The sequence below is a fragment of the Pedobacter sp. JY14-1 genome, from assembly GCF_029269825.1.
Classification (GTDB): Bacteria; Bacteroidota; Bacteroidia; order Sphingobacteriales; family Sphingobacteriaceae; genus Pedobacter.
The window spans coordinates 720,432-741,338 of the sequence record NZ_JARJHU010000001.1; the positions used below are offsets into that span (position 1 = coordinate 720,432).

Genomic DNA, 20,907 nt, shown 5'->3' on the forward strand with positions numbered 1-20,907 from the left:
TAGCGGTACAAGGAAAGTGGCTTCTCAAACAGAACGCTATACAATGGTTTCAAAACCAAATTAAGATAGCTAATCGATTAATTATTAGTACAATTATTCATACAGTAACAGAAATCTCATCGACAACTTACAATATATACATGGCTTCAACTTACAAAATACATAATCTGAATTTACAATTTACATAACTTAAACTTACAATTTACATAACACTTCATCGAAAGAATCATGATAAATTCAGCCATCAAGTATTCCCTTGATAACGGCTACCCTCATTTAAAAACTATTTGAGATGCAATGTTGTTAACACCCAAAAACTCATCATGAACAAATTTTTCAGGGCAATTATAGCAGGCTGGGGCGCCAAAAAACTCGGCGGAGGATGTCTCTCCACCATTATCATCTTCATTCTGATTTACACACTTCTTGGCAAATGCAATAACAATACAGCAAAGGCCGATCAGCCCGATCCAAAACGTAAATCTGTTGCTGTTTGCCGTTAAACAATGCTAAGAGGCCTTGTCACCGCTCTCTTTTGATCTGACGCAGCACAGTCAGCGGATAAAACAATGTTTGAAACTGCCATTTTCAGCTTATATTTATATCTATATTTTTAGATATGAAGCAGATTAAGTTTGACATAAGGGTTTCCGACCCAACAACGATCTTACTTAAGTCATTTCTATTGCTTGCTTTCATCGTAATTTCCTCTTTCAGCAATGCTCAAAGCCAAAAAGGCATTCTGGTTGACACGTTAAAATCCAGTCCCTTTCCAATGGCCTGGAATACTATTGACAACTACAACCCAAATGGCAAACCACTATATATGGTAGTTTCCCGAGGGAAAGCAATGGCCTGCACTGATCAAACAAAATATCTTCCCTCCTTGCCTTTCAAGTTGCCACGACCCGGTGAATTCGAATATGCGGGATCCCCTACATGGATCAAAGTAAAAAACGGTTATCTGGTTGGTTATGACCACGGAGAATGGGGCGGTAGTCTGCGCTGGTTTTCCTTTGATGGTAAAGCACACTATAAAATTTCTGGTTCACAGGTTCAAGCGTTCGTCAAACGAAAGCAGCAGATCTATGCTTAACTGATGGCTCACACCAGGCACACCTATGGGCAGAATTGGTAGGCTCGCCCTAAAAAACGGCATCTGGACAATAGAACCTTACCTGAGAACAAACACCATTTCACATTCAATAACAGCTAGCGGAAAGACCTGTATATTATTGCCCATCAGGGGATTTTTAGGATCAATGACAAAAACGTATTAGATACGATCTCTACCAAACCAATGTGGGAGAGAACTTACATTTACAATACCTCGTTAATTAAAAAAGACAACCAACTTTACATGGGCATGTGGGAAGGGGTATATCGGTATAACCTTAAAACAGGTAAGCAAGATTGGTTTTCAATTAAGTAACTGGCCGCCTGGATAATTGTTTCCTGTTGTGCTATTTTTATTGTTTGCTGTCGTTTTAGTTTTATTATTTTGGCGGAAGGTGACGAATTCTTCTGCCCAGGAAACTCCGGTCAGCGCATAAGGCCGTAAAAGTGAAATGGACGTGCATTGAGCTCTTGATGAGCTACAATAAATTCCAGGCATTCTACAAATACTTTAGGCCCATCGTTGATATTTGCATATAAACGCTCGGTATAAGCTTAGTAAAGTTTCTTGATGATCAGATTAGCGGCTAGCGGATTGACCAAAGGTCAGCAGGTTGTTGTCCGGATCCAGCAATGCAAATTCTTTCTGGCCCCAGGGCTTCTCATGCAACGGGCCGTTGGGATGGATTTTAACTCCGCGGCTCAACATTTCCTCGTATAAAGTCTCGATCGCATCCGTACGGATATACACCTGCCCATAATTTTCAGCAGGATCCAGAGCTTTAAACAGGAAAAAGTGAATCTCGATACGATCCTTTCGGACCATCAGGTAATCCGGATAATCCGCGGTTCCGCAAATCTGAAAACCAAGACCATTTACATAATAATCAATGGTTACTGCTTTATCCCGCATGGGAATTTTAGGGTGAACGTCTGTCAGCATAATGGGGAAATATAAAATTAATTAATGACTAAAAGTGGCACAAAATCGGCGAAGATTTCTTGATTGAAATCAAGAAATGACCAACCTTGCCCGCACCCGGCTCAATGTTTCGGGGCTTATTTTCAGGTACGAGGCAATAACTTTCAGCGGAAATTGCTGAACGATCTCTGGCTTATGCTCAAGTAGATGGGCGTACTTCTGATCCGGCGACATATCCTGGTCATAAAATGCTGCTTTAAACCAACTCGGCTGGATCACCTTACCCAATTGAAAGTATGAGGCAGATTTACCGACGAGTTCATGGAGCGCATAGATGGACAATGACAGTATCTTAGAATCGCTGAACGCCCTAATGTTCTGGGAGGAAGGTTGCTGAGATAAGAAACTCCCCGGGCCGACCATGCAATCACTTTTCACATAGAGTTCGAATATGCCTTCATCTCCCCCATCTCCATCATAATGAATCGCGGCCCCCTCGATCAAAAAATGGATGGAATTACTTACAGCAGAAGGTCGCAGCAAAAAATCGCCCTTGGGGATTTCTTTGAGACAGCAACACGAAAGGATCTCCGATACCGCCATTGGGGTAAAATCACCGATTTTGTCCAGACATTTTCCAAGTTCATCTTCCAAACGCATTGTCAATTGTATTTCTGGGGTTATTTAACTGCAATCTACGATTATTCTAACGCAGATAGTCTAAATCTCAGGATAGATATGGATCGATCGGCTGAATATATATCAACTACAACCCATTTCTTAATAGGTGCCCCTTATGGCATCAATGAATGGAATATCAGCCGGAGCGAATCGATATTGGGAAAGATCCTCTGGTAAGACCCATTGTATCTCATCGTGATCGACAAGTATGAGCTCGCCGCTGGCGTAGGCACATCGGTAGGCTTTGAGTAATACTTGCTTTTCGCCGTAATCATGCAGATGTTCCCCAAGAAAATGACCAACACTGATGGAAATGCCTAACTCTTCGCGGATTTCCCGTAGAAGGCATTGCCCGGGCGTTTCACCGGGCTCAATCTTACCGCCGGGAAATTCCCAGTAGCCTGCCATATGTTTACCAGGTGCCCTACGGGCAATCAGAATCTTTTCATCCTTGTAAATAACAGCGGCTGCAACGGGAATCACGGTGCAAGATAGTATAAAAATAGTTCCTCATAACCTGATTGCCATCGTTTATATTTTACGACGGCCTGGGGTACATTTATATTGATTTGACTAACTTTACAAAGACCCTGGAGGAATGCCATACTGAGGTTGACAAGTGGATACACGAACTCATTCACATGCTCCTGCGCAAAAGCCTTCCCCCGGAGTTTAAACATACCATATTTGAAAAGTTTTACAGCATAGGCGAATACGCCAACTTAAGCAAGGAGGAACAGCATATGACCGGATCGTGGCTGATCCCCGGATGACGGCGTATTACGGTCAGTTCATTACGAAAAAGGGCGTTGCCCGGCTGCTATTTGATCCGGTGGAAGATCATACTTTTGCCGATCCACTTAAAATGCCAGTAACCTCGTACTTTGAGCAAACCTTTTTTATCCATCGAAGCGGAAGCATTCCATTCCTTACCGTGCTTGGAGTCATATACCATACCGTTTTCCCAGGTCCCTGTTTTTGCATTATATTCAAGATCTCGTAAAATACTCATACCTAAAATCGTACGGTTCCGCAGTTTGGGATCAGGATTGCGCTTATCCTTCCAATAATTCAGCGACTTACCTTCCGTATCCCTGAACCAGGTAATTTTCGCTTTGAATTCCTCATCCTCTGTGTAAATTTTGATCCGCAACGACTTCGCCTGATTTTCCCAGTCGCCGCAAATACGCTGGCTTGCAGGTAGGTTTTGCGCAACCAGACGCTGGCTGGAAAAAATAAAACACATGCAACAAATGGACAGGAGAAATAGCGATCTATGAGTATGCGACATCTATATTAGACAACTTACCTCCAAAATAGTTTGATTCAAGGCTATTTAACCAATTGTGGTATGCCGGTGGTGTCTTATCTTAGCCTTAAATCCCGGACAGATGAACATCAATGAAATTTTAACAATCACCATCGTACTGGCAGCCATATTTGCCTACATTAATCACCGGTACATTAAATGGCCGCCAACGATCGGCATCATGATTCTTTCGCTGGTCGCCTCACTGGTGCTTGCCGTATTAGGCCCGTCACATTCCCTGTTATCTGAAAAGGCGTTGGAGTTGGTATCATCAATCGACTTCCAGGAAGTGCTGATGAATTTCATGTTGAGCTTTCTGCTTTTTGCCGGGGCCATACATATTGATGCGCAGAAACTCAGGGCACAGGGGCTGCCGGTCATCGTACTGGCCACGGTAGGGATCTTATTGTCTACGTTTATAGTCGGCGGCTTAATGAACCTTGTCTTTAACTGGTTCGGTCTTAACGTTCCCTTCATCTACTGTCTCTTATTTGGTTCACTGATCTCACCTACCGATCCCATCGCGGTGCTGGGCTTATTAAAAGCCGCCAGGATACCGGCAACACTGCAGCTGAAAATTTCCGGGGAATCGTTGTTCAATGATGGCGTTGCGGTGGTGATCTTTATCACCATAGCTGAAATTGCCCGCTCGGGAGGCGCAGATGTTTCGTTCTTGGATGTTTCCAAACTATTCTTACAGGAGGCGGTTGGCGGCCTCGTTTTTGGTGCTGTCGTTGGCTATATCGGCTTCCTGGCATTACGCTCAATTGATGACTATAAAGTTGAAGTGCTGATTACCCTTGCCATTGTTATGGGGGGTTATTTCGCTGCCGGGCACTTGCATGTCTCCGGCCCGCTCGCCATGGTCGTAGCCGGGATCATCACCGGGAACAAATCGAAATTGGAAGGTATGTCAGACATGACGCGCGACTACTTGGGCAAGTTTTGGGAACTCATTGATGAAATTTTAAATGCCATCTTATTCTTATTGATCGGCTTTGAGGTATTGGTTATAAAAGTAAACTCTACCTTACTACTCATCGGCGGCATCGCTATCCTGGTGGTCTTGCTTGCCCGCTGGTTATCCGTTATTCTGCCGGTAACGGTGCTAAGGCGCTGGGTAAGATTTGAACCGAACGCGGTGACCATCCTGACTTGGGGCGGGCTGCGCGGCGGAATCTCTGTGGCACTGGCCTTATCACTCGGCAACGGCATGTTCCGGGACGAGTTTGTGCTGATCACCTATATAATTGTCGTATTTTCCATATTGGTACAAGGAATGACGATCGGTAAGCTCGCCGGTCGTTTACAGAAGCACGGCCACGCGTAGCTGCATTAACAAAAGCGCCATAAATACAATGTAATCTGGCCTTACCGTCGATATTTACTTCCTCCAGTACAGTACAGGTTAGTAATGCCATTTAAAATAAATATTTTGGTTGGGCGCATTAATACAAGCCATAAACCAAATAACCTATTACGGCGATACAATGAAAAGACTAATTGCAATTTGCCTGGCCATGACGTCATTTATGACGACTGCGATAGCACAGGTAGCCCCTATGATTCCGCCTGCTGCACAATTGAACGGCGCATTCGGTACGTACGATAGGGCTGCTTTCCTGAAGCCGGACAAAGTTTATTATCCCGAGACCTGGTTTCATCTCATTGGCGGTAATGTATCCAAAAAAGGGATCACCGCCGATTTGGAAGCTATTGCACGTTCGGGAATATCGGGAATCCAACTTTTTCACGGGCAATTTGGTGGTCCATGGCCGGGTGTTGATCCGCAGATCGCCTGCCTGAGCCCGCTATGGGAAGACGCGATAAAACACGCTGCTACGGAATGCGAACGCTTAGGCCTGCGCTTTACCATGCAAAATTGCCCCGGTTGGGCAATGTCCGGCGGACCATGGATAACACCTGCCAAGGCCATGCGCCATTTAGCCTGGAGCCGAACCGATATCAGTGGAGGTAAAGGCATCATCAAAACACGTCTGGATAAGCCGCAGCCCAGCAATGAAGTTTGGCGCGACTATAAGGAAGTTACTGTATTGGCTTTCCCGACCCCGTTGGGCGATTCCGGCAAACCACATCAAATACAAGCAGCAAAGGGTAGCGGCACCGTTGACTGGACCGGCCCTTTGTTGAGTACTCCCGAAAAGCCGGTACGTCTGGAACCATCTAATGGCAAACCACACCATGTAGAAGCCACATTCGCCGATACCGTGACCATACGAACCATCGAACTGCCAAGCGTGAACAGCATGAGCCATGCCTGGAATTATGAGCCAGGGGTGCACATTAAAGTGCAGGCAGTTTTAGCTAACGGAAAAACTAAGGAATTGCTCAACAACAACGTACCTGCTGCCAATTGGCAGGACAATAGTCCCTTGACATTAGCCTGTACCGAGACAAAAGGCGTGAAAGCGATAAAGATCTGGATAGAGAACAAACATGACCTTGCCTTAAGTTATATCCGTTTTTATGCGGCGGCACGTAAAAACAACTGGGAAAGCGAGGCCGGGTGGACCTTACGAAACATCGACCGTAATGGTGTAAATTATGCACAATCGACTAAAGCCTTTGTTGACCCCGCGCAAGTGGTTGACCTTTCAAAAATGATGGATGCTGAAGGGAACCTTACATGGAAAGCCCCGGCAGGCCGTTGGACGGTACTACGTATTGGCCACATTAACGCCGGTAAAAAAAACGGCCCGGCGCCACCTGAAGGCACCGGCTGGGAATGCGATAAACTATCGGAAGCGGGTGCTGACGCACATTTCGCGGGTTATATAGGCAGGCTTTCGGGTGATAAGGGGGCTTTAGCTAATGGTTTGTTAAAAGGAATGCTGATGGACAGCTGGGAATGCGAAACGCAGACCTGGACCGCCAGTATGGAAGCTGAGTTTAACCGTATATCGGGTTACCCATTGCGCAAATGGCTACCTGCCCTATTCGGTTACGTAATGCAAGATCAGGAAACCACCTACCGGTTTTTGCACGACTGGCGCTACGCGCTGAATGACCTTTATACCAACAAGTTTTTCGGTCGTATGGCTAAGTTGGCTAAAGCCAGCAATCTGGGTGTTACCTATGAGACTGCGGCTGGTGATGTCGTTCCGGCTGATATTCTGGAATACTACAAATTTGCTGATGTGCCGATGGCTGAGTTTTGGCAACCCTTCAACAACTACTTTGTGGGCTCATTGAATTTTAAGCCGATCAAGCCCACAGCATCCGCAGCACGTATCTATGGCAAACCAAGGATAGCTGCAGAAGCTTTAACCTCGTTCGAATTAACCTGGGATGAACAGTGGCCTATGTTGAAAGATGTGGCCAACTTAAATATGATCGAGGGAGTGTCTCACCTGGTATATCACACTTTCACGCATAACCCAAGCGTTGATTCGCTAATCCCGGGCAGTTCCCTGGGTTCAAGTATAGGCACGCCTTTTATCAGGCAGCAGACCTGGTGGAGGCATATGCCGCATTTGAACGATTATTTCGCACGTTGCAGCTATATGCTGGAGCGGGGTAAGCCTGTGTCTGACGTGCTCTGGTACCTGGGAGATGAACTAGGTCACAAGCCGGACCAAAACGCGCCATTCCCCGAAGGATTCAAATATGATTATTGCAACCCTGACGTTTTACTGCACAGGTTAACAGTAGTCAACGGTATGCTAACTACTCCAGAAGGTATTGAATATCGCGTGCTTTGGCTGCCCGAGACTACCCACATGTTGCCGCAGACAGTGGAGAAACTAAATATGCTGATCCGTGCTGGAGCAACGGTCATTGGAAATGCGCCAAAGCAGTTGGCAACCTTAAGCGGTGGTCAAAAGGCACAGATCCGCTTTACTACGGCAGTAAAAAACATTTGGGGCAAAAAAGCAAATGCGATGACGCGCTTGGGCAAAGGCATTTTACTATCAGGTATGAGTTTGGGCGACGCCTTAAATAAACTACAACTGAAACCTGATGTCACAGGTGGTAATGCCTTATGGGCACATCGTCGTACGCAGGATGCTGACTGGTATTTTATTACCGCACCTAAAGGCGGAGCTTTCAAAGGCACACTGGAATTCAGGAATACCGGCAACATAGAGGTATGGGACCCGGTAACCGGCAAAGTATCTCCGGTCGCTGGTAAACAAAATGGCACGCGTACTTCGGTTGATTTGGACCTGCCGCTCGCGGGCTCGTGCTTTGTCGTGTTCAGCCATGACGAAAAGAAAGCTGATATTAAAACTTATGCAGCTCCGATGACTATCGAACTTTCATCTCCCTGGTTCATCGCATTTCCCGACGGATGGGGTGCTCCAGACACCATCCAGACCAAAGCACTTAAGCCCTGGAAAGACTTGGATATACCGGCTGAAGCAAAGGCATTCTCGGGCACCGCTACTTACACAACTGCATTCAATTTGAGTAAGGTTGATCCGTCATCCCGCTACACACTCAACTTAGGGGAAGTAAGCATGATAGCCAAAGTAACACTTAACGGTAAGGACATCGGAACCATTTGGTGCCCGCCGTACAGCATAGATCTGAGAAATGTATTAGTGTCAGGAAGCAACACATTAAAAATCGAGGTCACCAGCAGTTGGTTCAACAGGTTGGTTTATGATGCCGGATTGCAGCAGGAAAAAAGAAAGACCTGGACCATAAGCGGACCGCCTAAGGACGCACCTTTGCGTGTCAGCGGCTTGCTTGGTCCGGTGTCAATATCCAGGGAGTCATTGATTCAATGATCAGATATACGACTAGTTAAGGATAGGATGAATCAGGGTATTAAATACTAATATTTTTAGTTTTCTTCAATGAAAACACCTAATTTTGTAGCATGAGTCTTTTTGCGGAAACCGAACTATTTGACGGAGGCATCAAGAAGTATACGGACTTCAAACTGCCAGATACTGAACTGCGCCTGTGGCAGCATTTCTTTGAAAAGCAGCAGGCAGACCGGTATTACAACATCCTGCTGAAAGAATCCCCCTGGCAGCAGCGTTCCAGGAAAATGTATGACCGGATCGTGCCTGATCCCCGGATGACTGTGTATTACGGCGGCGCAAACGGACACGCCTGGACACCTGTTTTACTGGAGATTAAAAAAGCCATCGAACAAATTACAGGAATTCGTTTTGACCGGGTCCTGTTAAACCTCTACCGCGATGGCAAGGACTCTGTGGCCTGGCACAGCGATAACCTCCCGGCAGACGGCAAGCACCACCACATCGCCTCGGTAACTTTCGGAGACACCCGCATCTTTAAAGTCCGCCACAAAAGCAACAAAGACATTTCACAGCTGGACATCCCCTTAACCCACGGAAGCCTGCTGCTCATGGGGGAAACCATGCAACAGCATTACGAGCACCACATCCCTAAAACAGCCCGGATCATCGGTCCCAGGATTAACCTCACCTTCAGGATATCGGAATCCGGCAAACCGGTGTATTACGTCAATCAACCCTCGTAAGACAGGCGACCTGATAGATTGGGCTTTGCAGGATTACTTGACAAACCCTAATTTAGCCCAGGCCGTTTTAACGAGCAGTTTTGCCGGCCTTTGTGCGATCAAATCAAACCCGAAGACATGAACATGTTAAGAAAGCATTGGTACGATATAGGCGGGTTCCTGTCAGTCCTGGTACTGATATTCATCGTTTTGAAATTTAAAACGCTGTCCCATTACCAGCTTCTGATGTGGTTGAGTCTGGTGTCACTATTTTTACACCAACTGGAAGAATACCGGATTGCGGGCACTTTTCCAGGTATGCTTAATACGGTCATGTTCAAGAGCGACTTGCCTGACCGTTATCCCCTCAACACCAATACTGCGCTGTTAATCAATGTCATGGTCGGGTGGTCCAGCTATTTTCTTGCCGCCATATTTGCGGAGCGGGTAGTTTGGCTTGGGCTGGCGACTATAGCTGTTTCTATTGGCAATGCAATTGCGCATATAGTTGTATTCAATGTCAGAGGCAAAACCTTGTACAACGCTGGGCTGGTGACCAGTTCGCTGCTGTTTGTCCCATGTACGTATTTTTTCTTTTTCGTAGTTTCCTCGGAGCACCTGATCAAATTGTCTGATTACCTGATTGGTATTCCACTTGGCATTTTTTTAAACGTAGTGGGCGTACTCAAATTCATAAAATGGATGGCCGACAGGAATACGAATTATGCTTTTGAACAGAGAAACCTATTGACCAGGGACCGTCGCAATTAATAGTAATTGGTCTGGTCGACCGCCGCAAATGGCAAAGCTCACCAAAGAAGAACGGGAAATCTACGAATCCAATATGAAGGCCAAATCCGACTATGATGCCAGCTTGAGGTGGGCAGCAAAGCAGGCAGCCACTGAAGCAGCGATTGAAACAGCGATTGAAGTCGCAAAAAAACTGAAACTGGAAAACATTTCTGTCGAGATCATTGAAAGATCAACCGGTCTTTCGGCCGCTGATATAGAAAAGTTATAGGCATTGCCCGGGCAATTCCGGGGGAAAAGCAGGGCAGGTTCGGAAAAGGGGTACTTTTTTCCGAACCCGGTCCGAAGCTGCCGTTAAGCTGCCCCAAAGCTGGAGCATGCCATGTGCTTCCCCTGCCAGTATGACAGAATAGCCGGCCGGGGTCCGGAACAGCCCCGGGCTATGTCCTGCACATGTCAAAATGCGGGCTTCTCTATAGCCCTATAACCAATATCTATAATTATTAGCAATCTTTTTTCGTAGCTTTGTCTATCAAAAAGATATAATATAATTACGATGGAACTTCCTATTTACTTAGATAACAATGCCACCACTCCCCTGGACCCCAGGGTATTGGAAGCGATGCTGCCCTATTTCACCAATAAGTTTGGTAACGCGGCCAGCCGCAACCATGCTTTCGGATGGGTGGCTGAAGAGGCAGTGGACTATGCGCGTGAGCAGGTAGCCAAACTGATCGGCTGTACTGAAAAAGAGATCATCTTTACTTCAGGCGCAACAGAGGCAGACAACCTGGGTATCAAGGGCGTGTACGAAATGTACCAGGAAAAGGGAAACCACATTATTACGGCGACGACCGAGCACAAGGCAGTACTGGATACCTGCAAGCACCTGGAAAAACTGGGCGCTAAGGTGACTTACCTGAACGTAAAGGAAGACGGCCTGATCGACCTGGCAGAGCTGGAAGCAGCCATGACCGACCAGACCATCCTGGTAACGATCATGTACGGCAACAACGAGATTGGCGTGATCCAGCCGGTTAAGGAAATTTCCGCAATCGCCCACAAGCACGGCGCACTGTTCATGACGGATGCGACCCAGGCAGTAGGTAAGATACCAGTGAACGTAAATGAGGACGGCATCGACCTGATGGCCTTCTCTGCACATAAGATGTATGGGCCTAAGGGTATCGGCGCGCTGTATGTACGCCGCAAGAACCCAAGGGTAAAGGTAACCGCACAGATGGACGGCGGCGGCCATGAGCGCGGCATGCGTTCCGGAACGCTGAACGTACCCGGCATTGTGGGTCTGGGCAAGGCCTGCGAACTGTGCCGCCTGGAAATGGACGCAGAGGCAAAACGCCTTTCTGCGCTGCGCGACAAGCTGGAAAATTCCCTGCTGGAACTTGAGGAAAGCTATGTGAACGGCAACAGGGAACACCGCCTGCCGCATGTGGCTAACATTTCCTTCAAGTACGTAGAAGGTGAAGGCCTGATGATGGCCATGAAGGACCTGGCGGTATCTTCAGGATCTGCCTGTACCTCAGCATCTTTGGAACCATCTTATGTATTGAAAAGTTTGGGCCTTTCCGATGATTTGGCACACTCTTCGATACGTTTTGGTCTGGGCAGGTTTACGACCGAAGAGGAAGTAGATTATGCGATCGAAAACACGAAAAAGGCGGTGACTCACCTGAGAGATCTTTCCCCGCTGTGGGAAATGTTCAAAGAGGGCATCGACCTGGATAAAATCGAATGGGCAGAACATTAATTGACGGGCATATTAAAGCATAAATAAAATGGCATACTCAGAAAAAGTAATAGATCACTATACCAACCCCAGGAATGTGGGTACTTTAAATAAGGACAGCAAATCGGTTGGTACAGGACTGGTTGGCGCACCGGAGTGCGGCGACGTAATGCGTTTACAGATCGAGGTAGACGATAACAATGTGATCACCGACGCAAAGTTCAAGACTTTCGGCTGTGGATCGGCAATTGCTTCTTCGTCACTGGCTACTGAATGGCTGAAAGGCAAAACGGTAGATGAGGCGCTGACAATTGACAACATGGACATCGTGGAAGAGCTGGCATTGCCGCCGGTAAAGATCCACTGCTCGGTATTGGCTGAGGACGCGATCAAGTCGGCGATCAACGATTACCGCGTGAAGAACGGCCTGGAGCCGATCGAACTGCCAAAATCACATCACTAAATTGCGGCCCCGGGCCGTGAAAAGGACAAGACTATGATTACGATAACCGATAAGGCAAAAGACAAAATTGACCACCTGATGCAGGATTCGCAACTGGGAAGTGATTATTTCCTGCGTGTTTCCGTAAAAGGCGGGGGCTGTTCAGGACTGTCTTACAACCTTGACTTTGACAACGAGGAGAAGGTTGGTGACCAGTTCTTCGAAGACAGGGGGATCAGGATCGCGCTGGACATGAAATCTTTCCTGTACCTGGCGGGTACTGAGCTCGATTTCTCGGACGGTCTGAACGGTAAAGGCTTTGCATTCAATAACCCGAATGCCAGCCGTTCCTGCGGTTGCGGAGAGAGCTTCTCCGTATAGTATCCGGAATACAAAAGCCTTAATCTTGTATAAGGCAGCAATTTTGCATAAGTTTGTAAGGGACGCCAACAGCGTCCCTTTTTATTTGTTATTGAACAGGCAGTATGCTGCCAACCAATTATTGCTAAACCGGATTGCTAAATGGTATCTTTTAACGAGTCTTCAACTGTCCCTAGTTTACTGAGAAATGTAGTGGAAAATATCCACAAGCCTGAAGAAACCTTTCTGATCGACAAGAAAAATTCAGAATGGGAAGAAATTTCCTTCAGGACGACGCTGGACAATGCCGACGCAGTTTCAGCCTTCTTCCTGGATAAAGGGGTGATAAAAGGTGACCGGATGGGCCTGATGATTGAAAACTCTCCTGAATATGTCTATTACGACCAGGGCATACAGCAGATCGGTGCCGTCAATGTATCGATCTATCCTACCCTTTCGGAACATGAGGTGGAATACATCATCAACGACTCGGGCATTAAGGCGATCCTGGTGGGCAATACTTTTCTTTATAAGAAGATACTGAAGATTGCGGCCAATTGCAGGCAGTTGCTGTACATTGTTCCTGCCTTTGAAGAATATACAAAAGTAGCGCTGCCTGAGGGGCTGAGACAGGAGGTCATTGCTTTTGCCGATATCCTGGCTACGGCCTCCACATTGGCACCGTCTGTGAAGGACCAGATCTCAGCCATCCGGAACAGTGTAAAGCCATCTGACCTCTCTTCCCTGATCTACACTTCCGGTACAACAGGCACACCAAAGGGCACCATGCTCTCGCACTATAATTTTGTAGAAAACGTGAAGGTTTGCCTGGAACAGATCCCGGTAATTGACGAAACGGAAACCTTCCTTTCTTTCCTCCCGCTTTCGCATGTGTTTGAACGTACGGCAACCTACCACGTTTGCTGCGCGCAGGGCTGTAAAATTGCCTTTGCACAAAGCCTGGAACTGCTGGCGAAAAACATGGGCGAGATCAGGCCGACGGTGATGAACTGTGTACCCAGATTACTGGAACGGATACATGACAAGGCGATCAAAAGCGGGACTGCAGACGGTGGCCTGAAGGCGAAGATATTCTTGTGGGCACTGGAAGTGGGCAGCGAATACAGAAGCGTCACTGCTTCCGGTAAAAATGCCGGCCTTATACTTTCTGCGAGGAAGGCGCTGGCGGAAAAACTGGTATTCAGCAAGATCAAGGAAAAAACAGGTGGCAGGCTGAAATTCATGATCTCGGGCGGGGCAGCCCTCCCAAGAAATGTGGGTGAATTTTTCGGCAACCTGGGCATCAAGATATTAGAGGGTTTCGGGCTGACCGAAACATCGCCGGTAATGGCCGTAACTGAGTACCATCGCCAGGTTTACGGTACCGTAGGCCGGGTAATACCTGGAATTGAGGTAGGTATACAGGACGTGGAAACGAAGGAGATCATCAGCATACAGACACACGATACTTTCCGCGAAGATTTTGAATGCGCAGAGGGCGAGATCATCGTACGCGGGCATTGTGTAATGCAGGGCTATTTTAACAAACCCGCGGAGACCGCACAGGCTATCGACAAGGACAACTGGTTCCATACAGGCGATATCGGCCGTTTCTACAGGGGTAACCTGCAGATCACCGACAGGTTGAAGAACATGATCGTGAATGCTTACGGCAAGAACGTGTATCCTACCCCGGTAGAGAATGTATACCTGAAAAGCCTGAAGATTGATCAGCTGTTTCTGATCGGGGACAAAAGGGAGTACCTGACGGCCATCGTGATCCCCAACAAAGAGAATTTACAGGAGACCTTCAAGCTTCCGGAATCTTTCTTCCAGCAACCGGAAGTGTTCATCACGGAAAAGGAGATCATAGACTGGATCGGCCAGGACATCCGGAAATACTCGGCGGAACTTGCGAAGTTTGAGCGGATCAAAAACTTTAAGGTGAAACGAAATCCATTCAGTATGGAGGAAGGTGAGATTACCCCTACATTGAAGGCAAAACGGAAGGTGATCGAAAGCAAGTATGCTCCGGTAATTAATGAGATGTATGCGGAAAGCGTCGAAGCCGATTAGCGGCTTTTAAAAAACAGTGTAATTCCCTATTTTTGCGGAAATTTATTTTTTAAACCAACAGGAATTTATGCGGCCTTCTGCTGCATATCATCAATATGAGTACAGGATTATCAGAACTAGAGCTGCTGCGCAGAAATTCGCTTGCCCAGCTGCGTGAATTGGGGATAGACCCCTACCCTGCCGAGGCATTTGAGATCAATGCCAGCGCCGCCGATATTTTAGCCAACTATGAGCGGGACAAGACCGCCTATAAGAACATCAGTATCGCGGGCCGCATCATGTCGCGCCGCATCATGGGCAGCGCATCTTTTGTAGAACTGCAGGATTCGACCGGCAGGCTGCAATTGTATTTCAGAAGGGACGACCTTTGCCCGGGAGAAGACAAGACCCTGTACAATACCGTATTTAAGAAACTGCTTGACCTGGGTGACTACATAGGCGTCAGGGGATTTATGTTTACCACACAGACCGGGGAAATTTCCCTGCACGTGACGGAGTTTAAGGTTTTAGCCAAGTCGCTGAAGCCGCTTCCGGTGGTGCGCCGCGACGAGGAGGGCAACGTATACGATGCTTTTACCGATCCCGAGCTGCGTTACCGTCAGCGTTATGTAGACCTGACCGTAAATCCGGGCTTCAAACAGATCTTCATCAACCGCTCCAGGGTGATCAACACCATGCGGAATTACTTTGACAGCCAGGGCTGGATGGAGGTGGAAACACCTATTCTGCAGCCAATACATGGTGGCGCGGCCGCGCGGCCGTTTGCAACTCACCACAATACACTGGACATGCCGCTTTACCTGCGCATCGCCAACGAGCTTTACCTGAAGCGCCTGATCGTCGCCGGTTTTGACGGGGTGTATGAGTTTGGTAAGATGTTCCGTAACGAAGGTATGGACCGGACGCATAACCCGGAATTTACTTCTATGGAGATCTATGTAGCCTATAAGGACTACGTATGGATGATGGGCATGGTGGAAGAATGTCTTGAAAAAGTAGCTGTGGCCATACATGGCCAGCCTGTGGTCAGAGTTGGCCAGCATGAGATCAACTTTGAAGGGCCTTACGAAAAACTGACCATGTATGAGTCTATTGAGAAATATACCGGCATCGATGTTTCTGCAAAAACCGAGGAGGAGATCAAAGCCGTTTGCATCAGCCTGGGCATTGAAGTAGATGCTTCCATGGGCCGCGGAAAGCTGATCGACGAGCTGTTCAGCGAAAAGGTGGAAGCCAACCTGATCCAGCCGACCTACATTACGGACTATCCCCTGGAAATGACTCCTTTGGCGAAAAAACACCGCAGCAAGGAAGGGCTTGTGGAACGCTTTGAGCTTTTTGTAAACGGTAAGGAGATTGCCAATGCCTATTCGGAGCTGAATGACCCGATTGACCAGAAGGAGCGTCTGGTAGAGCAATTGAAGCTGGCAGAGCGGGGCGATGACGAGGCAATGGCGATGGATGATGATTTCATCAGGGCGCTGGAATATGGCATGCCGCCAACTGCAGGTCTTGGGATCGGCATTGACCGCCTGGTGATGCTGATGACCAATCAGTCTACGATACAGGAAGTATTGTTCTTCCCGCAGATGAGGCCGGAGAAAAAAGCGAAGGTAACCACAGACGAGGATTTCGTGGCCGCAGGGGTACCGGCAGCATGGGTGCAGGCGATCCGTAAGATGAACATCAATACGATAGAGGACTTGAAAGCTGCCAACCCGAACAAGGTATTCAATGATCTGGGTGGAATGCGCAAGAAGCTGAAGCTGGATATTCCGATGCCGACCAAGGAAGAGGTAACAGCCTGGATCGCTTAACAATATCATAATAGAAATTTAAAGGCCCGCAGCATTTAAGCTAACGGGCCTTTTTTATTTTTATCGCGTATTAAAATCGAAATGTTATGAACAATTCATGCTTAGAAATCAATGAGAAGGAATATTGTATCAAACTGAACAAAGATACCTTTGATCTGGCCCTGGTACGCCAGCTGATCACAAGGATACAGTCAGAACAGTTATTCTTTAGCAAAAAGAAAAGCTACTTTGAAGATGATGACATCATCAGCAGAACCTCGGGTCTTGCATATGATGAGAACTTTGACAGCCTGAGTGAGAAATAATACCAGGCTGTCTTTATTATCAGTTATCGTTACGCTCCCGCCCCTTCTTAACGCCTCTTAACGACCCGACACTTTCAATTACCTGTACCTGACCTGCTGTTGTTTATCTAGCATGCCCATCTGGTCTTTCATCTGTTTGATCTGGTCTGCCAGTAATTTATTCTTATCTGCTTTTTTCGCTTCTGAAAGGTACATCTGGGCCTCACGCTTGTTTCTTTTGGCCATAGCGATACCGGCAAGGCTAAGTTTAGCGAGAGCGATATTATGGTCCATGTGCAGACCAAGCGAAATGGCTTTCTTAAAGTATTTTTCCGACTGCATCGGTGCCCTGCGGGATTCGATCAGGCCAATCAGCAGGTTGTAATAACCATGCTGCACCCGGATGAGTTGTTTCTCGTAATTGGTGATCCTGTTCAGGAAGGCTTCTGCCTTGGGCAGGTTCTCTTTTCTCAGGAACCATTGCGCCAGCAGCATATTTTCATTGAAGAAAAAAGTAACGAATACAAGGATGCTGATGAGCACGCCCAGGATGCCCCAGCCCCAGAATCCGAAGACCATCAGGGTAACCGCAGCGCCCAGCAATACAAAGCCTATAATCAGGCGGATAACATTTGGCATATACTTTAGTATTTTTCCGGCAAATATCGTGTTTATATACTAAAAAGCAGATTTAAAATGATAATTTCGGCAAAAAGAAAAAACGGAAACCTATGTCGGTAAACCTGGAAAAAGGCTGGCTTGAAGTACTGGAAGGCGAGTTTGAAAAGACTTACATGAAAAATCTGAAAGCATTTCTCCAGACGGAAAAGCAAAACGGCGCAACGGTATACCCAAAAGGCGCAGACATCTTCAATGCTTTCAACCACACGCCCTTTGAAAAGGTGAAAGTGGTCATTCTTGGGCAAGACCCTTATCACGGGACCGGACAGGCGCATGGTTTGTCTTTCTCCGTACAGAAAGGAGTGGCCATTCCCCCTTCGTTAAAAAACATCTATAAAGAACTGGAAGCAGACATTCCCGGTTTCCGGACTCCTGCTCATGGCAACCTGACGAAATGGGCGGATGAGGGTGTGCTGCTGCTCAATGCCACACTCACGGTAAGGGCGCACGAAGCGGGCTCGCACCAGGGTAAGGGATGGGAGATCTTTACGGATACCGTGATCAGCAAATTGTCTGCGCAGCGTGAAGGCATTGTGTTCCTGCTTTGGGGACGCTATGCGCAGAACAAGGCGGAACTGATCGACCAGCAAAAGCATACTGTACTGAAGGCCGCTCATCCTTCTCCATTCTCCGTGCATAACGGCTTTTTCGGCTGCAGGCACTTTTCCAAAGCCAATGCGGTTTTGGAGAAAGAAGGCCGGAAGCCAATTGACTGGCAGATCGACTAGTATTCGAGGGGGACGATCGGCTCTTTCTTGGTCGTCGACATGATCATCATGGTCTGAAAGGTCTTTACGACGGAGATTTTACTGATCTTGTCCATAATAAGCCGCTCATAGGATTTGATATCGCTGACATAGACCTTCAACAGGAAATCGGCCTGGCCGGTGACATGGTGGCATTCGGTGATCTCCTTGATCTGGTTGACCTCGTCCAGGAAGTTCTGGATGGTATTTGCTTTGTGGAAGTCAAGCTGTACCTGGATAAAGGTCTTGATGCCAAGGCCAAGCTTCTCTTCATCTACCAGTGCGTGGTAGCTTTTGATGTATCCGGATGTTTCCAGTTTGCGCACACGTTCCAGTGTAGGAGCGGGTGAAAGCCCGATCTCCTGAGAAAGGAGCAGGTTAGTCATCCTTCCGTTCTCCTGCAATAGCCTTAATATCTTAAAATCTGTTTTATCCAGTTCTGATGCCATGTTTAATTGATAATGTTCTTCAAATATAGCGCAAAGAAGCATTATCAACCAAATTTTATTCTAAATCATCTGCGATTTTTTACTGCTTATTTTATGGCAAAATTTTTAGATTTGTCTAAAAAAATTTGTTAGAGTAACAAAATCAAGATTTTTTGTGTTAAGAGTTAAGCTGAAACAATGGAACAGAAACACCGGCATACGGAATCCCTCAGTGAGGTGCACCAAAGCGTAGCGACAGACAAGCGCACTGGCTGGAAAAGGATACTTTCCTTTCTGGGGCCCGCCTACCTGGTCAGTGTAGGCTATATGGATCCCGGAAACTGGGCCACGGACATTGCCGGAGGCAGTAAGTTTGGCTACCAGCTGATCTGGGTGCTGCTGATGTCTAACCTGATCGCCCTGCTGCTGCAATCACTGAGTGCCCGGCTGGGCATTGTGAGGGGGCTCGACCTTGCACAGGCATCCAGGAACGCTTATCCCAGGTGGGTAAATTACCCGTTGTTTGTCCTGGCACAAACGGCGATCATTGCCTGTGACCTTGCCGAGATCATTGGCATGGCCATCGGCCTGAACCTGCTTTTCGGGCTCCCGCTCATTTGGGGTATCTGCATTACCATACTGGATACGGTGCTGTTGCTGTTCCTGCTCAATAAGGGCATGCGTAAAATGGAGAGTTTCATTCTCTCGATGGTATTTATCGTAGGGCTGTCTTTCCTGATAGAAATGTTCATTGTAGAACCCGAAGTTACCGAGATCATCAAAGGGCTTGAACCCTCCATGCTGTCTGGCGAGGCCCTGTACATTGCGATAGGGATCATCGGGGCAACCGTAATGCCCCATAATCTTTACCTGCATTCTTCGCTGGTGCAGACCAGGAAATTTGAGCGTACGGATGCAGGGATAAAGGAAGCGATCAAATTCAATTTTGTGGATACTGCCGTAGCCCTGAACCTGGCCTTTTTTGTCAATGCGGCGATATTGATCCTGGCGGCAGCAGCCTTCTATAAGAATGGCCTGCATGAGGTCGCCGAGATACAGGATGCCCACATGCTGCTCCGGAACATATTCGGTAACGTGGCGCCATCATTGTTTGCCATCGCACTGATCGCCGCCGGGCAAAGCTCTACCGTTACGGGTACCCTTGCAGGGCAGATCGTGATGGAAGGGCACATCAAGCTGCGCATACAACCCTGGCTGCGTCGCCTGATCACCAGGTTACTGGCTATTGTCCCTGCCTTTTTTACACTGGTCTATTTCGGGGACGACGCACTTGGCGGATTGCTGATCCTGAGCCAGGTCGTGCTGAGCCTGCAGCTGGGCTTTGCGGTCATCCCGCTGATCCATTTTACCTCGGACAAAAAGACCATGAAAGGCTTTGCCATCAAACCCTGGGTACAGGTACTGGCCTGGACCAGTTCATTGCTGATCGTTGCCCTGAACGTAAAGCTGGTAGGCGAAGAGATTGCTTCCTGGAGTGCCGGCGGTGGCTGGGCGGTGCAGATGATTGTGGTACCACTGGCGGTGCTGACCGGTCTGCTTCTGCTTTTCGTGTTTGCCTATCCCCTGATCAGCAGACACCGGAAGGAACTGAATGTCGTCCCACACGGGAATGCACTGGCGATTGAAGAAGTGGAAAAGATCCACTATGCCCGGATCGGGATTACCGTAGATTTTTCGGGGAATGACCGCAATACAATAAGACACGCCTTGATCCAGGGCGGCAAACAGGCACATTATTACCTGATCCATGTGGTAGAAACGGCAGCGGCACGCTATCATGGCCAGTCGGTAATGGACCACGAAACCCGGAGTGACACCGAGAACCTGGAGAAGTACCGCATCAACCTGGAAAGCCTGGGTTACCTGGCCAGCACACATATTGGCTACGGCGGCACCGTAAACGCGATCGTGGACATCACCGGCAAAAACCACCTGGAATTGCTGGTCATGGGTGCGCATGGGCACCAGGGTCTTAAAGACCTTTTCCTGGGAACGACCGTCAACTCGGTAAGGCACAAAGTCCGTATCCCTGTACTGATTGTAAGATAATTTTGAGATATTTGCCCCTT

Annotated in this window: 22 protein-coding genes; 16 read left to right on the top strand and 6 right to left on the bottom strand. The window is 47.7% G+C overall.

Annotated elements, in window-relative coordinates:
- Positions 1 to 323 precede the first annotated feature (323 nt).
- Positions 324 to 503, top strand: coding sequence for a hypothetical protein (locus P2W84_RS03115; RefSeq protein WP_276088643.1), 180 nt, complete (start codon positions 324 to 326; stop codon positions 501 to 503).
- 116 nt (positions 504 to 619) lie between these two features.
- Positions 620 to 1,096: a hypothetical protein gene (locus P2W84_RS03120; RefSeq protein WP_276088644.1), complete on the top strand. Its 477-nt coding sequence runs from the start codon at positions 620 to 622 to the stop codon at positions 1,094 to 1,096.
- Positions 1,097 to 1,696: 600 nt separating this feature from the next.
- Here the strand turns inward: P2W84_RS03120 and P2W84_RS03125 are convergent.
- From P2W84_RS03125 to mutT, 3 genes are all read right to left on the bottom strand, one after another.
- On the bottom strand, positions 1,697 to 2,059 hold the full coding sequence (locus tag P2W84_RS03125; protein ID WP_276088645.1) for a VOC family protein: 363 nt from the start codon (positions 2,057 to 2,059) through the stop codon (positions 1,697 to 1,699).
- A 69-nt stretch (positions 2,060 to 2,128) separates the two neighbouring features.
- Complete coding sequence (locus P2W84_RS03130; RefSeq protein ID WP_276088646.1) at positions 2,129 to 2,698, bottom strand: Crp/Fnr family transcriptional regulator; 570 nt, start codon at positions 2,696 to 2,698, stop codon at positions 2,129 to 2,131.
- 120 nt (positions 2,699 to 2,818) lie between these two features.
- Complete coding sequence (mutT, locus tag P2W84_RS03135) at positions 2,819 to 3,202, bottom strand: 8-oxo-dGTP diphosphatase MutT (RefSeq protein ID WP_276088647.1); 384 nt, start codon at positions 3,200 to 3,202, stop codon at positions 2,819 to 2,821.
- 38 nt (positions 3,203 to 3,240) lie between these two features.
- Here mutT and P2W84_RS03140 point away from each other — a divergent pair, with 38 nt between their 5' ends.
- Positions 3,241 to 3,492, top strand: coding sequence for a PD-(D/E)XK nuclease family transposase (locus P2W84_RS03140; protein ID WP_276088648.1), 252 nt, complete (start codon positions 3,241 to 3,243; stop codon positions 3,490 to 3,492).
- A 47-nt stretch (positions 3,493 to 3,539) separates the two neighbouring features.
- On the opposite strand, the gene P2W84_RS03145 is transcribed toward P2W84_RS03140, so the two are convergent.
- On the bottom strand, positions 3,540 to 3,965 hold the full coding sequence (locus P2W84_RS03145; protein ID WP_276088649.1) for a DUF2147 domain-containing protein: 426 nt from the start codon (positions 3,963 to 3,965) through the stop codon (positions 3,540 to 3,542).
- Positions 3,966 to 4,110: 145 nt separating this feature from the next.
- Here P2W84_RS03145 and P2W84_RS03150 point away from each other — a divergent pair, with 145 nt between their 5' ends.
- The 11 genes from P2W84_RS03150 to P2W84_RS03200 all read left to right on the top strand — a co-directional run bounded on the left by P2W84_RS03150 (position 4,111) and on the right by P2W84_RS03200 (position 16,983).
- Positions 4,111 to 5,358, top strand: coding sequence for a sodium:proton antiporter (locus tag P2W84_RS03150; protein ID WP_276088650.1), 1,248 nt, complete (start codon positions 4,111 to 4,113; stop codon positions 5,356 to 5,358).
- A gap of 160 nt (positions 5,359 to 5,518) precedes the next feature.
- Positions 5,519 to 8,782, top strand: a complete 3,264-nt coding sequence (locus P2W84_RS03155) for a glycosyl hydrolase (RefSeq protein WP_276088651.1) — start codon at positions 5,519 to 5,521, stop codon at positions 8,780 to 8,782.
- Positions 8,783 to 8,874: 92 nt separating this feature from the next.
- The gene (locus P2W84_RS03160; protein WP_276088652.1) at positions 8,875 to 9,507 is read left to right on the top strand and encodes an alpha-ketoglutarate-dependent dioxygenase AlkB; all 633 of its coding nucleotides are present in this window, start codon (positions 8,875 to 8,877) and stop codon (positions 9,505 to 9,507) included.
- Positions 9,508 to 9,624: 117 nt separating this feature from the next.
- Positions 9,625 to 10,257: an HXXEE domain-containing protein gene (locus tag P2W84_RS03165; protein WP_276088653.1), complete on the top strand. Its 633-nt coding sequence runs from the start codon at positions 9,625 to 9,627 to the stop codon at positions 10,255 to 10,257.
- 28 nt (positions 10,258 to 10,285) lie between these two features.
- On the top strand, positions 10,286 to 10,507 hold the full coding sequence (locus tag P2W84_RS03170) for a hypothetical protein (RefSeq protein ID WP_276088654.1): 222 nt from the start codon (positions 10,286 to 10,288) through the stop codon (positions 10,505 to 10,507).
- A gap of 285 nt (positions 10,508 to 10,792) precedes the next feature.
- Positions 10,793 to 12,004: an IscS subfamily cysteine desulfurase gene (locus P2W84_RS03175; RefSeq protein WP_276088655.1), complete on the top strand. Its 1,212-nt coding sequence runs from the start codon at positions 10,793 to 10,795 to the stop codon at positions 12,002 to 12,004.
- Positions 12,005 to 12,032: 28 nt separating this feature from the next.
- Complete coding sequence (gene iscU / locus P2W84_RS03180; protein ID WP_276088656.1) at positions 12,033 to 12,446, top strand: Fe-S cluster assembly scaffold IscU; 414 nt, start codon at positions 12,033 to 12,035, stop codon at positions 12,444 to 12,446.
- Between the two features lie 33 nt (positions 12,447 to 12,479).
- On the top strand, positions 12,480 to 12,806 hold the full coding sequence (locus P2W84_RS03185; RefSeq protein ID WP_276088657.1) for an iron-sulfur cluster assembly accessory protein: 327 nt from the start codon (positions 12,480 to 12,482) through the stop codon (positions 12,804 to 12,806).
- A gap of 141 nt (positions 12,807 to 12,947) precedes the next feature.
- Entirely contained in the window at positions 12,948 to 14,861 is a 1,914-nt protein-coding gene (locus P2W84_RS03190) for a long-chain fatty acid--CoA ligase (protein WP_276088658.1), read from the top strand.
- Positions 14,862 to 14,956: 95 nt separating this feature from the next.
- Positions 14,957 to 16,678 (top strand): lysine--tRNA ligase, encoded by a 1,722-nt coding sequence (gene lysS / locus P2W84_RS03195; protein WP_276088659.1) that lies wholly within the window; start codon positions 14,957 to 14,959, stop codon positions 16,676 to 16,678.
- Positions 16,679 to 16,764: 86 nt separating this feature from the next.
- The gene (locus P2W84_RS03200; protein ID WP_276088660.1) at positions 16,765 to 16,983 is read left to right on the top strand and encodes a hypothetical protein; all 219 of its coding nucleotides are present in this window, start codon (positions 16,765 to 16,767) and stop codon (positions 16,981 to 16,983) included.
- 78 nt (positions 16,984 to 17,061) lie between these two features.
- Here the strand turns inward: P2W84_RS03200 and P2W84_RS03205 are convergent, their stop codons facing one another.
- A complete protein-coding gene (locus P2W84_RS03205) occupies positions 17,062 to 17,601 on the bottom strand; it encodes a DUF2892 domain-containing protein (RefSeq protein ID WP_276088661.1) in 540 nt (179 codons plus the stop codon).
- Between the two features lie 92 nt (positions 17,602 to 17,693).
- Here P2W84_RS03205 and ung point away from each other — a divergent pair, with 92 nt between their 5' ends.
- Positions 17,694 to 18,371 carry a uracil-DNA glycosylase gene (gene ung, locus P2W84_RS03210; RefSeq protein WP_276088662.1) on the top strand — a complete coding sequence of 226 codons (678 nt, stop codon included), beginning with the start codon at positions 17,694 to 17,696 and terminating at the stop codon, positions 18,369 to 18,371.
- Here ung and P2W84_RS03215 read toward each other — a convergent pair.
- On the bottom strand, positions 18,368 to 18,838 hold the full coding sequence (locus P2W84_RS03215; RefSeq protein WP_276088663.1) for an Lrp/AsnC family transcriptional regulator: 471 nt from the start codon (positions 18,836 to 18,838) through the stop codon (positions 18,368 to 18,370). The two genes, ung and P2W84_RS03215, sit on opposite strands and share 4 nt — an antisense overlap.
- Positions 18,839 to 19,015: 177 nt before the next feature.
- On the opposite strand from P2W84_RS03215, the gene P2W84_RS03220 reads away from it, so the two are divergent.
- On the top strand, positions 19,016 to 20,887 hold the full coding sequence (locus tag P2W84_RS03220) for an Nramp family divalent metal transporter (protein WP_276088664.1): 1,872 nt from the start codon (positions 19,016 to 19,018) through the stop codon (positions 20,885 to 20,887).
- The last annotated feature ends 20 nt before the right edge of the window (positions 20,888 to 20,907 follow it).